Annotated in this window: 10 protein-coding genes; 1 reads left to right on the plus strand and 9 read right to left on the minus strand. The window is 71.0% G+C overall.

Annotated elements, in window-relative coordinates:
• Positions 1–32 precede the first annotated feature (32 nt).
• The 5 genes from CF165_RS46800 to CF165_RS46820 all read right to left on the minus strand — a co-directional run bounded on the left by CF165_RS46800 (position 33) and on the right by CF165_RS46820 (position 7915).
• Positions 33–2336: an ATP-binding cassette domain-containing protein gene (locus tag CF165_RS46800; RefSeq protein WP_093954066.1), complete on the minus strand. Its 2304-nt coding sequence runs from the start codon at positions 2334–2336 to the stop codon at positions 33–35.
• A gap of 96 nt (positions 2337–2432) precedes the next feature.
• Entirely contained in the window at positions 2433–3896 is a 1464-nt protein-coding gene (locus CF165_RS46805; protein ID WP_158226949.1) for an MDR family MFS transporter, read from the minus strand.
• A 477-nt stretch (positions 3897–4373) separates the two neighbouring features.
• Complete coding sequence (locus CF165_RS46810) at positions 4374–5558, minus strand: acyl-CoA dehydrogenase family protein (protein WP_240522154.1); 1185 nt, start codon at positions 5556–5558, stop codon at positions 4374–4376.
• Positions 5559–5710: 152 nt separating this feature from the next.
• On the minus strand, positions 5711–7699 hold the full coding sequence (locus CF165_RS46815; RefSeq protein ID WP_093954069.1) for an acyltransferase family protein: 1989 nt from the start codon (positions 7697–7699) through the stop codon (positions 5711–5713).
• Between the two features lie 36 nt (positions 7700–7735).
• Positions 7736–7915 carry a hypothetical protein gene (locus tag CF165_RS46820; protein ID WP_093954070.1) on the minus strand — a complete coding sequence of 60 codons (180 nt, stop codon included), beginning with the start codon at positions 7913–7915 and terminating at the stop codon, positions 7736–7738.
• Positions 7916–8173: 258 nt separating this feature from the next.
• On the opposite strand from CF165_RS46820, the gene CF165_RS46825 reads away from it, so the two are divergent.
• On the plus strand, positions 8174–9412 hold the full coding sequence (locus tag CF165_RS46825) for a class I SAM-dependent methyltransferase (RefSeq protein WP_143268872.1): 1239 nt from the start codon (positions 8174–8176) through the stop codon (positions 9410–9412).
• A 74-nt stretch (positions 9413–9486) separates the two neighbouring features.
• On the opposite strand, the gene CF165_RS46830 is transcribed toward CF165_RS46825, so the two are convergent.
• From CF165_RS46830 to rfbD, 4 genes are all read right to left on the minus strand, one after another.
• Positions 9487–10407: a putative sugar O-methyltransferase gene (locus CF165_RS46830; RefSeq protein WP_093954072.1), complete on the minus strand. Its 921-nt coding sequence runs from the start codon at positions 10405–10407 to the stop codon at positions 9487–9489.
• Positions 10408–10592: 185 nt separating this feature from the next.
• Positions 10593–11732 (minus strand): serine hydrolase domain-containing protein, encoded by a 1140-nt coding sequence (locus CF165_RS46835; RefSeq protein WP_093954073.1) that lies wholly within the window; start codon positions 11730–11732, stop codon positions 10593–10595.
• 24 nt (positions 11733–11756) lie between these two features.
• Positions 11757–12542 carry a DUF2306 domain-containing protein gene (locus tag CF165_RS46840; RefSeq protein WP_143268873.1) on the minus strand — a complete coding sequence of 262 codons (786 nt, stop codon included), beginning with the start codon at positions 12540–12542 and terminating at the stop codon, positions 11757–11759.
• Positions 12543–12602: 60 nt separating this feature from the next.
• Positions 12603–13622: a dTDP-4-dehydrorhamnose reductase gene (rfbD, locus tag CF165_RS46845; RefSeq protein WP_093954075.1), complete on the minus strand. Its 1020-nt coding sequence runs from the start codon at positions 13620–13622 to the stop codon at positions 12603–12605.
• Positions 13623–13717: the final 95 nt, after the last annotated feature.

The raw sequence follows: 13717 nt of genomic DNA on the forward strand, positions 1-13717 counted from the left end.
CTCGTGCTGCCGGCCTCGGATTCTGTGTGTGCTCAGCCCTTCACGTAGGCGGCGAGGTGCTCACCGGTGCGGGTCGAGCCGTCGGCGACCAGGTCCGCCGGGGTGCCTTCGAACACGATCTTGCCGCCGTCGTGGCCGGCGCCCGGGCCGAGGTCGATGATCCAGTCCGCGTGGGCCATCACCGCCTGGTGGTGCTCGATGACGATCACCGACTTGCCCGCGTCGACCAGCCGGTCCAGCAGGCCGAGCAGCTGCTCGACGTCGGCCAGGTGCAGGCCGGTCGTCGGCTCGTCCAGGACGAAGATGCCGGCCTTCTCGCCCATGTTGGTCGCCAGCTTGATCCGCTGCCGCTCGCCGCCGGACAGCGTCGTGAGCGGCTGGCCGAGCCGGAGGTAGCCGAGGCCGACGTCGACGAGCCGTTCGAGGATCGCGTGCGCGGCCGGTAGCTGCGCCTTCCCGCGGCCGAAGAACCGCTCGGCTTCGGCGACCGGCATCTCCAGCACCTCGCTGATGTCCTTGCCGCCGAAGGTGTACTCCAGCACTTCGGCCTGGAACCGCTTGCCCTCGCACTGTTCGCAGGTCGTGGCCACGCCGGCCATCATGGCGAGGTCGGTGTAGGTCACGCCGACGCCGTTGCAGTTGGGGCAGGCGCCCTCGGAGTTCGTGCTGAACAGAGCCGGCTTGACGCCGTTGGCCTTGGCGAACGCCTTGCGGATCGGCTCCAGCAGGCCGGTGTAGGTCGCCGGGTTGCTGCGGCGCGAGCCGCGGATGGCGGTCTGGTCGACCGCGATCACGTCGTCCTGTCCGGCCACCGAACCGTGGATCAGCGAGCTCTTGCCGGAACCCGCCACCCCGGTCACCACGGTCAGCACGCCCAGCGGGATGTCGACGTCGACGTCCTGGAGGTTGTGCGAACCGGCACCGCGTACCTCGAGCACGCCGGTCGGCTCGCGCACCGCGTCCTTCAGCGAGGCCCGGTCGTCGAAGTGGCGGCCGGTGACGGTGTCGCTGGAACGCAGCCCGGCCACGGTGCCTTCGAAGCAGACCGTGCCGCCCTCGGTGCCCGCACCCGGCCCGAGGTCCACGACGTGGTCGGCGATCGCGATCGTCTCCGGCTTGTGCTCCACGACCAGCACGGTGTTGTTCTTGTCCCGCAGGCGCAGCAGCAGTTCGTTCATCTTCTGGATGTCGTGCGGGTGGAGCCCCGTCGTCGGCTCGTCGAAGACGTAGGTCGTGTCGGTCAGCGACGACCCGAGCTGGCGGATCATCTTGACGCGCTGGGCTTCGCCGCCGGACAGCGTGCCCGACGGGCGGTCGAGCGAGAGGTAGCCCAGCCCGATCTCCACGAACGAGTCGAGCGTGCGCTGCAGCGTCGCGAGCAGCGGCGCGACCGAGGCCTTCTTGATCTTGCGGACCCAGCCGCCGAGGTCGCTGATCTGCATCGAGCACGCGTCGGCGATGGTGATCCCGCCGACCTTCGACGCGCGGGCCGCCTTGCCCAGCCGGGTGCCGTCGCACTCCGGGCAGGTGGTCGTGGTGACCGCCCGGTCGACGAACGCCCGGATGTGGGGCTGCAGCGAGTCGCGGTCCTTGGAGAGGAAGGACTTCTGGATCCGCGTCACCAGACCCTCGTAGGTCATGTTGAAGCTGTCGACCTTCACCTTGGTCGGCTCGCCGTGGAGGAACTTCTGCAGCTCGGCCTTGGTGTACTTGCGGATCGGCTTGTTCCCGTCCAGGAACTCCGCGGCCAGGTAGGTCTTCACCTTCCAGCCGTCCACGGTGAAGCCGGGAACGGTGATGGCGCCCTCGGCGAGCGACTTGGACGCGTCGTACAGCTGGGTGAGGTCGAGATCGGTGCTGCTGCCCGTGCCTTCGCACTCCGGGCACGCGCCGGCGGGCGAATTGAAGCTGTAGTGGAACGGCGGGCCGGCACTCGGCTCACCGAGCCTGCTGAAGACGATCCGCAGCATCGCGTTGACGTCCGTGGCCGTGCCGACGGTCGAGCGGGAGTTCGAGCCCATCCGCTCCTGGTCGACGACGATCGCCGTCGTCAGGCCTTCGAGCACGTCGACCTCCGGCCGCGCCACGCTCGGCAGGAACCCCTGGACGTAGGCGCTGTAGGTCTCGTTGATCAGCCGTTGCGACTCCGCGGCGATCGTGCCGAACACGAGCGAGCTCTTGCCCGACCCGGACACCCCCGTGAACACCGTCAGCCGGCGTTTCGGGATGTCGACGTCCACGCCCTTCAGGTTGTTCTCGCGGGCGCCCTGCACCCGGATCACGTCGTGGCTGTCGATTTCGGACGGCTTCGCCGCCTTCCCCTTGGCTTTGGTCATCGCGTCTCCATGGTTTTCGGTTCGGTGCGGAAAGCGCCGGAAGCCGGACCGGGGGCACGGGGCCACCGAATCCGGCTTCCGGCGCGAACCACGACGTCAGGCGGCGGGAGCCGCCGCGGGGGCGCGGGCGGCCTTGCGCTCGGCCGAGACCAGCAGGAACGTCGGCAGCGTGCAGCCGACCGCGATGGCGACCACCCACCAGAAGGCGGTGCCGAAGCCGGCGGCCTGCCGCACCGGGTCCGCCGCGCCGGTCAGCTGGCTCTGCAGCACCACGATGAACACCGCCGTGGCCAGCGAACCACCGAACCGCTGCAGCACGTTGAGCTGGACGGTGGCGTCTCCGATCTTCGCCGGCGGGATGGCCCGGTAGATCGCCGTGGTGGCCGGGACGGTGGTGCCGCCGACGCCGAGCCCGCGGACGAACATGAGCAGGCACAGGTACCAGTAGGGCGTGTGCGCCCCGATGAACGCGAACGGAATGGTCGCGACGATGCTGATCGTGCCGCCGATCAGCGCGGTGAGCCCGCTGCCCAGCTTGTCGATGAGCCGGGCGGAGCGCCAGATCGCGATGGCGACACCGATCCCCTGCGCGATGAGGAGCAGGCCGGTGACGACCGCGCCCTCGTGCCGCACGATCTGGAAGTACAGCGGCAGCAGGATGCTGGCGCCGAAGACCGCGGCACCCAGGCAGAAGCTGGTCAGCGCCCCGGCCGCGTAGACCGGGAGCTTGAACAGCCGCAGATCGACCAGCGGCTTGCGCGCGCGCAGCGCGTAGACCGTGAACGAGGTCACCAGGACCAGCCCCACCACGCACCAGATGAGCGGTGCCGACGAGCTGACCCGGCCCTGCCTGCCGATCTCGGCGAGACCGTAGGTCAGGGCGACGCCGCCGGCGATGATGAGCAGCAGGCCGGTGACGTCCAGCCGGCCGGTGTCCTCCCGGGTGTCGCGCGGAAGCAGCCGCAGCGACAGCACGACGGTCAGCACGCCGATCGGGACGTTGAGGTAGAAGATCCATTCCCAGCCGGCGTGTTCAAGCAGCAGCCCGCCGATCGTCGGGCCGATGACCGGCGCCAGGATCGTGGGTACGCCGGTCATGCTCATGGCCCGGGCCATGAGCTTCGGGCCGGACGTGCGGACCAGCAGCATCTGCGCGACCGGGACCGCGATCCCCGCGGTGGCGCCCTGGACGACGCGGAAGGCGATCAGCTGGGCGGCGGAGTCGGCCAAGCCGCAGGCGAGCGACGCGAGCGTGAACAAGGCGATGCTCACCACGTACATGTTCTTGGCGCCGAACCGGCCGGCCAGCCAGCTCGTCGCGGGCAGGAACGCCGCCAGGGCGAGCAGGTAGGCGGTGACCAGCCACTGGATGGTGTCCAGCGAGGCGTGCATGCTGACCGAGAGGGGGTGCAGCGCCAGGTTGACGATGGTGGTGTCCAGGAACGCCATGAACGTTCCCAGCGTGGTCACCACCATCACCCGCTTCAACGCGGGCGAGAAGCTCATGTCGTCCGGCGGCGACGCCGCCGGCCGGGCGCTCTGGTTGGTCTCTGCGGACATTGCGATCACTCTCTCAGGGGGACGGTTCACTGCTTCGTTGTGACACGACATGCACAGACCCCGGGCCGTTCGCCTCCGGAGGTACCACCGGCTCGCTGCGGCGAACCTTCGGCGGTGGCACCGGCCTGCGACGCGACCACGGCTGTGGTGTGTCCCGCCTTTCCTCGTCTCCGGCCTGGGACGAGCGGGTCGTCGAGCGCACGTGGGCCGGCCACGGTGCCGGCGCACACCGCCGGCCGGGGGCCGCCGGTTGCTCGAACCACGCTCTTCGGGCACGCACAGTAACGCTAACACGGGACCCGACACGCGCTGTAGTGCCGATTCGACGTTCTGGCGGGTGCGCTTTCCAGGCCAGGGACATGCGAAACGCATGGGCCGCCCGGGTGAACCGCAGCCGCCGGCCGGAAACCGCCGGAGCGCACCCCCGTGCGGCGGGCCTGCCGGGGGTGCCCTCCCTATCCACTGAGGACAGTCGGCTCAGATGTAGGTGGAGTTGGGGTCCAGGCCGCAGAGGATCCGGCCGTAGAGTTCGTAGTTGGTGCTGGGCACCATCAGCGCGTGCAGGTTCACCGCGTTGACGTCGCGCAGGATCCGCTGGATCGGCACCGACTCGTAGATCGAGGAACCGCCGCTGGCGCCGGCGAAGACGTCGACGACCTCCTTGGCCAGCTGGCACGCGGCCGCCACGTCGGCGCGGCTGCGCGCCCGCTCCTCGAGCTTCCACGGCTCGCCCGTGCGGGACCGCTCGTCGGCCAGCGCGGTGACCCGGTCGGCGTGGAAGCCGAGCTGGTCGATCTTCATCGCGGCCTGGCCGACCTGCAGGTGCGTGACCGGGGCTTCGCGCTGGCTGGTGTAGTCGCTGTAGGTGATCTTCCGGCCGCCGAGGCGTTCCATGAAGACGTCCTGCGCGGCCTTGGCCAGCCCGACCAGCGTGCCCACCGAGGACGCGGCGGCGACCCCCAGCAGCGGCGCGCGGTACATCGGCAGCTCGGCGTTGAGGCGGGAGGCGTACTGCTCCTGCAGGACGGCGACCAGCGGCAGGACACGCGCTTCGGGCACGAAGACGTCCTCGGCGACGGTGGTGATGCTGCCCGAACCGCGCAGGCCGGACGCATACCAGTCGTCGACGCGCCGCAGGTCCGCCATCGGCACCAGCGCCATCACCGGCCACTGGCCCTGCCCGTCCGGCGTGGGGGCCATCGCGATGATCTCCTGCCAGTGACTGTGGGGCGCGCCGCTGATGAACCCCCACTGGCCGTTGACGGTGTAGCCGCCGTCGACCGGCGTCGCGACCGCGGTCGGGCTCAACGTGCCGCAGACGCGGACGTTCTCGGTCGCGTAGACCTCGTCCTGGACCTCGTCCGGGAACATGCCGACCATCCAGCCCGGGATCGTCCACACGGACATCGTCCAGCCGGCCGCGCCGTCGCCGCGGGCCAGCTCGGCGGTCACCGCCGCCTGGGTGGCGGTATCGCTTTCGTAGCCGCCGTAGCGAGCCGGGACGCGCATCTTGAAGAACCCGGCGTCGGCCATCGCCTCGACCGTCTCGTCGAGCAGGCTGCGGTTCTGTTCCGTGCGGTGCGCGTTCTGGCGAAGCAGGGGGATCAGGTTCGACGCGCGGCGAACGAGTTCGGTCCTTGGCAGTGCGGAGGTGCTGGCCACCCTGGCCTCCTCGGGAAGATGGGCCGGTTTCACCGGTTCATCGTGACAGCCGGCGGCGGCCCGTTCGCCTTGTCGATTGCCCTCCCGCCCGCACGATGCGAGTAGACCCGCGCTCTCGCACGGGTCTACTCGCATCGGCGTGGGAGCCGGCCTCAGCCGGCGAGCTCCTGGTCTTCCCCGGCCCGGCCGGGGGCGCGGCCGACGGCGTCGGCGACGTCCGCCGCCAGCCGTTCGACGTCGGTGACGTCGACGCGGCCGCCGTCCCAGAAGACGAGCGGATCCGTGCCCACCGCGAGGTACAGGCGGTGCACGTCGGCTTTGGCCGCGGCCAATTCGGTCTGCAGTGTGCCGTCGGCGCCGTCGCGGGCCCGGCCGATGTCGGCGGTGATCGCCGTCAGCCGGTCCGGCACCTCGGCGCGGACCGCTTCCAGCGCCGCGAGGAGGTCCACGACCTTCCGGAACAGCCGTTCCATCTCGGCGACCGCTTCGCCCAGGGTGTACACCGTCTCGCCGGTGTCGGTGATGTGCCGCTGCGGCAACGGTTTCGGCGCTCCGCCGAGCCGTACCGAGCGACCGGTCAGCAGCGCGTCCAGGTCATCGGGACGACCCAGCGCCGCGTCCAGATCGTCTACTGTGGACGAATACGCGGTGAAGATCTCCCACAGCCGGGTGAGCTCCGCGCTGTCCGCGTCGAACCGGCGCCGGGTCCGGCCGGTGAACTCGGCGCCGGCCGGGACCTGTGCCGCGAGGGCGGACTCCACCGCCACCAGGTTCGCCCGGATGGTGTCGCGTTCGGCACGGGCGGCGGTCACGGCGGTCGCGGCCCCGGCCGGAGGTGCCGGGGCGAACACCGGCCGGGAGCCTGGCGCGCGTTCCTTCGCCGGACCGGTCCGGCCGCGCAGGAACTGCTCGCCCCAGCGCAGGGCCGGCTGCTCGATCAGGTGATGGCTGAGCGTCGCGATCAGCACCGCGCCGAACACGGTGACGAGCTCGAGCCGCCAGAACCCCACGGTGCCGTAGAACTCCCGGATCGGCCGGGAGTCCCCGCCGAGGATCGCGCCGGGCTGGAAGAAGAAGTGCATCACCGCGAAGTGCCAGAGGTAGATGCCGAACCCGACCTTGCCGCAGTGGACGACCGGACGGCTGGTCAGCAGCGCCACGATCGGCCTGGCACCGCCGGAACCGCCCGGCGCGATCAGCGGCGTCACGGCGAAGAAGCCGAACAGCGCGACCATCACGTAGGTCACCAGCAGGCCGCTGGTGGAGTAGATGGCGTCCATCCCGATCACGCTGAACGGCCGGGCGCAGTTCACCAGGTAGACCGCCACGGCGGCGAGCCAGAACAGCGTCGGGCGCGCGGCGGCCGAGCGCAGCAGCGACGGCGTGCGCCCGGGACTCACCTGGGCCACCGCCAGCTTGATGGCCAGCGCCATGCCGATCCCGATGGTCGGGGCGAAGCCCTGCGGCCACCAGAACACCATCCGGTTGTCCCAGCCGTTGCCCTTGACGACGAACAGCCACGCGACGCCGGCGGCGATCAGCACCGGCACCGGCAGCATCAGGCGCCGCGCCCTGGCCTCGACGGTCGTGCCGCGCATCGCGAACCGGCGCACCGCCATGGCGATCAGCGGAAGCGCCGCGTACCAGATGACCATGGTCGGCACGGTCCAGGTGATCTCCATGCCGTTCATCAGCTGCGGCCGGGCCGGGTCCTGCGCGAACACCTGCAGCAGCAGGATCGGCCGCAGCACGTACCAGAGGCCGTCGATGTGCTCGCGGTTCAGCGTCAGCAGCACGATCAGGTACATCACGTAGTAGCCCGGCAGCAGGCGCAGCAGGCGCCGGAGGAAACCGCGCCCCTGCGGGGGAAGCGGTGCGCCGGCGATGATCGACTTGGCCAGCGGCAGGTAGAGGTACATCGCCGGGAGCACGAACAGCACCCCGATGAACGACGGCATGCCGCTGACGAAGAAGGCGCCCACGCCGTTGCTCGGCGGCCGGGGCTCGCCGAACGCCTTGGTACCCAGCAAGCCGGAGAACATGGCCACGTGCACGGTCAGGAGCGCGAGCGCGGCCAGCCCCCGTACCCCGTCGATCGCGGGGGTGCGGCCCCCGGCGGACGGCTTGGTGTGCAGGCTCACGGCGAGCCCCTTTCTCGGCGAGTTCTTCGGCTGCCGCTAGTCGACGATGGACTTGACGAAGCTCAGCGCGTCGCGGAAGCGGGGGCCGTCGACGACCTCGAGCACCTTCTCGACGTCGCGCACGGTGTGCCCGAGCGCCTCGCCGAGCCCCTTGAGCTCGCGGGAGTTCACCGCGAAGGTCTGGCTGCCGTCTTCGTTGTCCGTGATCCGGGGCATGGCACGACTCCTCTGTTCGGGTGCGCACGATGTCCCCATCGTCGGACCGCCGGGCCCGGGTTTCGCCTTCCCGATTGCGCCGCGGGGACACGGACCGCACGCTCGGAGAAGCCGGTCCGGACCGTCCACACAGGACGCGGAGGGGAGCACAGCAAGAGATGGGCCCGCGCCCGTCCGCCGATACGCTCGGTGAGAAATCGACGTACTTTCCGAGAGGTCCGGCATGCTGAAGCCGAGCAGGGCTGTCAGGGGGACGCAATGACTGTTTTGACGGAACGGAACGCCACCCAGCCACCGGGAGCCGGGGAATCCACCGGAATCATCGCGAAGCTGCTTTCCGCCACCGCCTCGCGCGACGGCGACCTCCGCGGCGTCGTCGGCGAGTTCGGCGTCGCGCGCGTGGGACGGGTGCTGCTGGACGAGATCCTCTTCCGCGCCTGCCTCGACGACGTTCCCCTGGCCGACGGCGAGAACGCCTCGGTCCACGTGGTCCTGCAGCACGGCGGCGAGCGGTTCTCGGCGACGGTGTCGCCGCGGCACGTGCACGTCACCGACGAGCCGGACCCGGCGGGCAACGGCGCCGGCAGCCTGCCCGCGCCGGTCGTGACGCAGGACCTGACCGAGGTCGCCACCGCGCTCTACGGCCCCGCCGAGCTCATCACGTCGGTCACCCGGACGATCCGGTGGCCCGGTCCCGGGGTCGTGTTCCCGACCCCGGAGCGCCCGAACCTGCCGCGGGCCTACTACGACGTCGCCCGCCGGGTCGTCCAGGTGATGGAGCGCTCCGAGCAGGTGGACCTCACCGAGCTCGCCGTCCGCTACGGCACGGACAAGTGGTCGGCGATGCACCAGTACACCCGCAACTACGAGCGGCACCTCGGGCCGCTGCGCGACCGGCGGCTGAACGTCCTCGAGATCGGCATCGGCGGGTTCGACGACCCCGCGCGCGGCGGCAAGTCGCTGCGCTCGTGGAAGCACTACTTCCCGCGCGCCCTGGTCTACGGGATCGACATCCTCGACAAGCACCTGGTGGACGAACCCCGGCTGACGACCTTCCGCGCCGACCAGTCCAACGCCGCGGAGGTCACCGAGGCCGCGGAGAAGTGGGGGCCGTTCGACCTCATCCTCGACGACGGCAGCCACATCAGCGAGCACGTCATCAAGACGTTCGGGACGCTGTTCGCCCGCCACCTGCGGCCGGGCGGGCTGTACATCATCGAGGACCTGTGCACGTCCTACTGGCCCGAGGTGTTCCAGGGCGACGACACCGACCTCGCCGACCCGCGGTACACGATCGGGTTCCTCAAGGCACTGGTCGACGGGCTGCACCACGAGGAGCTCCTGCGCCCGGACGCCCGGGAGCCCCGCCCGACGGACACGACGGTCTCGGGCCTGCACCTGTACCACAACGTCGCGGTCATCGAGAAGGGCTCGAACACCGAAGGCAGCGTCGTGGCCGACGTCTTCCGCGCCCGCAGGCAGCGCGAAGGCCGGTGACCGGCGACGCCGTCCGCCCCCACGGGAACGCTCCGGGCGTTCCGGTGGGGGCGGACGGTGTTCGCGTCGGGCCGTCAGGCCCCGGGGGCCAGGTAGAGGGCCTGCCAGTAGAAGCTCCATGGCTTCGCCCAGCCGTCCTCGGCGCACACCCAGCCGGCGGCGGGCCGGTAGGCCTCGAGGAACTTCGCGCGCTCCCCGGCCACCGCGTCGCTGTCGTGGATGTCGATGACGTCCGTCAGCGGGCCCGTGCTGAGCGCAAGGGCGACGGTGTCCGCGCCCTGGACGTGGCCGTCGAGGGTGACGTCGAGGTACTTGCCCACCGGGTTCTTGGTGTAGAAGGCCCGGCACCGGCCGTCGATCAGCGCGAGGTAGTTGCGCACGGTTTCCGCGGTCATCTCCGCGAACGAGTTGATGTTGACGCAGAGGTCGAACCACCCGGGCCAGGTGACGTCGTCGATGTCGTCGACCGCGACGAAGCGCACCTTGGCGAACTGGTGCTCGTCCAGGACCTCGCGCAGGTACTTCTCGGACATCTCCAGCGACTTCGGCAGGTCGATGATCCAGTATTCGGCGAGGTCGTGGTTGGCCAGGAAGGCGTGGCAGGTCCGGCCGTACCCGGCGCCGATCTCCAGCACCCGGCCGCCGTCGAGCTCGACGTGCCCGCTGACGAACTCGAGCTCCTGGACCGCCAGCAGGTAGTCCATGCAGATCGCGTCACCCCCGTAGGTGACGGTGACGGGCGCGCCCACTTCGCGGTTGGCGATCCGGCGCAGCCGCGCGAGGTTCTCCGGGGAGAGGGTGCAGGCCAGGTTGTAGATCAGCGTCTTGAGGTAGCGGACGCCGTTGATGCGCGGGTCCCACATCGTGAACTTGTAGTTGATCCCGTCGGACTTGAACCGGGCCATGTCCGTGGCCGACTCGTCCGCGAACACGGAGTCGTTGATCTGCGCCCACTGCGGGCTCTGTTCGTACTTGCGCTTCGTAACCGGATCCATGGTTCGTCCTGTCGTCACTGGGCTCCCCGGCAGCGTCGCGCTGACGAGGCTGAACTCGTGTTCGCGCGGCCGGTCGGGCCGCGGCTGTCCGCGGGTCGCGGTGGTCCGGGCGGCGGAACGCCGCCCCGGTGCGGGTGCACCGAAGTCCCGGGCCGCTGCCGGCGGCCCGGGAAACCGGTGGCCGGTCAGTCTTCGGAGCCGCTCATCACCTCATCGGTGAACGCCTGCCGGGCCGTGGTGATCGGGTGGGAGTGGGAGCCGAGCGGTTCGTAGAGGTTGTAGGTCTCCGCCAAGGTCACCTGGGTCGTGGCGTCCTCGGAGTTCGAGCAGTAGGTCGTGTGGCCGGCCGCCAGGCCGTTGTGCCCCCACATCCGCCCGCGCCGGGAACCGAACCAGAGGATGCCGAGGCCGTAGCCGCCGGCGTCCGGGGCCTTCGGGCTGAACGGGACCGTGTCCTTCATTTCGCGCAGGAGGCCCGGCTCCAGGACTTCGCCGCGGAGCAGCGCGCGGTAGAACGTGTTGACGTCGGCCGCGGTCGAGATCAGTTCGCCCGCCGCCCAGAACGCCGACATGTGGTAGCTCGTGCAGTCGCGTACGCTCCCGTCGGCCATCGGAAGGTAGGCGCGCTGGTGCGGCCCGCGGATGCCGGGGTCGGTGCCGGGCAGGGAGGTCCCGGTGAGGCCGAGCGGCCCGAGAACGCGCTCGCGCAGCTCGTCCCCGTAGGGCCGGCCGGTGATCCGCTCGATCAGCAGCCCCAGGATGATGTAGTTCGTGTTCGCGTACGACCAGTTGTCACCGGCGGGCCCGGTCGGCGGCATGGCCAGGCCCATGCGGACCAGCTCGAGGGGCGTGAAGGTGCGGGTCCCGGCCTCGGCCATCTTCTCCGTGGTCGCGTAGAACCGCTCCAGGTAGTCGCCGATTCCGCTGGTGTGGTTGAGCAGCATGCGCACGGTGATCCGTCGCCCCCGGTCGCCGGGCACCACCTCGGGGAGGTACCGCCCCACGGGCGCGTCGAGGTCCAGCCGCCCTTCGCCGGCCAGCCGCAGCACGACCACCGCGACGAAGCTCTTGATGACACCACCCACGCGGTGGCGGAAGTCCGCCCGCGGAGGCTCGCCGGTGGTGACGTCCGCCACCCCGGTCACCAGTGACCGCGTCAGGTCCCCGTCGCGGACCTGCGCGAACGCGCCGATCAGGCCGGCGTCCCGCTCGGCGTCGAGCAGCTCCTGCAGCCGCTTCCCCCGGGAATCCTCGCCCGCGCTGCCGCCGGGGAACGCGGCCTCGGCACCTCGGGACAGCGTGTCCGGCGCGTCGTTTCGCTTCATGGCGTCGTCTCCTCCTGTCGGAGTTCAGGACCGGGGGTCCTGGCTTGCCGGAACGGCCGGCTCCGGGTCACCCGCTCCCGCCGGCACCACGACCGGGCGCCGGGCGGTGCGGTTCAGCCACCACTGCACGATCAGGAGGTTCAGCACCCACGGGAACCACCCGACGTTCTCCGTGAGCCACCGCGGGTCGAGGCGGGGGAACGGGAGGGCCGCGACGAAGGCCGTCCGGCTCCAGATGATCGACAGCGTGAACGCGAAGCTGTAGAGCATCCACTTGCGGTGGTCGGCGAAGCGGCGCTGCCGCGCGGCGGCGTAGCCGGCGACCGCGGTGCCCGCCCACAGCAGCGTCAGCACCGCGAACCCGACCACGACCGTGGTCGGCTCCTTGCCGAGGTTCTCCGCGCGGAAGAAGATCAACGCGGCGAGCGCGGGCGCGCCGACGACCACGGCCGCCAGGTAGACCCGGCCCGAGACGCGGTGCGCCCGGGGGTGCCGGCGCCGGAACCGCGGCCAGATCTGCACGCACCCGCTGAGCATCGCCACGGTGCCGCTGACCACGTGGACGATCAGCAGCGGGTAGTGGAAGGGATTGCCCGGGGTGAGGGCGATCCGCGCGTGCGCTGGGTCGAGTGTCGCGTAGGCCGGGATCACGAAGACCAGCAGCCACGCGACGACGAGGAACGTGAGCACGCCCGGCCAAGGACTCCGGCGCGCTCGGCGCCGCCCCGGCCCCGCGGTGGCGGAGCGGTGGGCGGCGGTGTCGTCCCCGCCGGTGCGGACGTCGGACGGGTTCCGCGCGGAAATTGTCACAGATCGGCCCTCCCCGCCGGCGCGGCGCACCGGCAGATCGCATTCACACCTTCCGTTTGATCAAACGCTATCCGCAGGGCTGGGAAGTGTCTTCTTCGAATATGCGTTCGCGGCCTCGCTCCGGCCGCGATTTCCGCGCGAGGCGGACGTCGGTTTCGAGCCCATCGCCCGTCGATCCGCGGCTTCACCCGACGCGATCGCGGGCACGGCGGCGGACAGCGCCCGGCGCCAGTGCCGTGGCGGGGTCAGCCCGGCCGCGCGCCAGGAAGCCCGGGACAGCACGGAATACGCCGGGCGCGGCGCGGGCCGGGGGAATTCCGCCGTGGTACACGGCCGGACACGGCGCGGGTCGGCGCCCAGCTCTTCGAAAACGGCACGGGCGAGCGCGAACCGGGAAGTGCCGCCGCCACCCGTGCAGTGCAGCACCACCCCGCGCGGTGGCGTCCCGCCCGCCACCCGGGCGGCCAGCTCGAGCAGCCCCGCCGCCAGGTCCGCGCTCCACGTCGGCGCGGCGCACTGATCGTCCACAACGGACAGTTCGGCGTCCCCGGCCGCGAGCCTGAGCATCGCCCGCACGAAGTTCTCGCCGTGGGCGCCGTACACCCAGGAGGTGCGGATCACCCACGCCGCCGCGGCCGACTCCAGCACGGCCCGTTCGCCGGCGAGTTTGCTCCGGCCGTACACCGAAGCCGGGCCGGCCGGATCGTCCACTTCGTACGGCCGGGATGCGTCACCGGCGAAGACGGCGTCGGTCGAGACGTGCAGCAGCGGCACGTCGTGGGCGGCGCAGGCGGCGGCCAGCAGCGCGGGCCCGCGCGCGTTGACCGCGAATGCGGCCGCGGCGTCGGTTTCGGCGGCGTCGACCGCGGTGTACGCGGCGGCGTTGACCACGATGGGGCAACGGCCTTCCGCGCGCGCGTCGGCGGCGAACCCGGCCACCGCCGCGGCCACCGCACCGCCGTCGGTGAGGTCCAGTTCCGCGTGCCCGGGCGCGCGGACGCCCGTGCCCGGCGGTGCCAGCGCCACGAGTTCACGGCCCAGCTGCCCGGTTCCCCCGGGCACCAGCAAAACCGGTCGCATGCCGACACGATAACCGAACATCGTTGCCGGACAACGGTGCCAAGGGCGATACCGCATGCTCGGAGTAGTCGCCGCGGGGGCGCACTTCCTACGCT

It is taken from the genome of Amycolatopsis vastitatis (genome assembly GCF_002234595.1).
GTDB lineage: Bacteria > Actinomycetota > Actinomycetes > Mycobacteriales > Pseudonocardiaceae > Amycolatopsis > Amycolatopsis vastitatis.

Bases quoted from the DNA above. Each gene is read 5' to 3' on its own strand.
- CF165_RS46825 (WP_143268872.1), top strand. From the start codon at position 8,174: ATGACTGTTTTGACGGAACGGAACGCCACCCAGCCACCGGGAGCCGGG.
- CF165_RS46805 (WP_158226949.1), bottom strand. From the start codon at position 3,896: ATGTCCGCAGAGACCAACCAGAGCGCCCGGCCGGCGGCGTCGCCGCCG.
- CF165_RS46835 (WP_093954073.1), bottom strand. From the start codon at position 11,732: ATGAAGCGAAACGACGCGCCGGACACGCTGTCCCGAGGTGCCGAGGCC.
- CF165_RS46820 (WP_093954070.1), bottom strand. From the start codon at position 7,915: ATGCCCCGGATCACGGACAACGAAGACGGCAGCCAGACCTTCGCGGTG.
- rfbD (WP_093954075.1), bottom strand. From the start codon at position 13,622: ATGCGACCGGTTTTGCTGGTGCCCGGGGGAACCGGGCAGCTGGGCCGT.
- CF165_RS46830 (WP_093954072.1), bottom strand. From the start codon at position 10,407: ATGGATCCGGTTACGAAGCGCAAGTACGAACAGAGCCCGCAGTGGGCG.
- CF165_RS46800 (WP_093954066.1), bottom strand. From the start codon at position 2,336: ATGACCAAAGCCAAGGGGAAGGCGGCGAAGCCGTCCGAAATCGACAGC.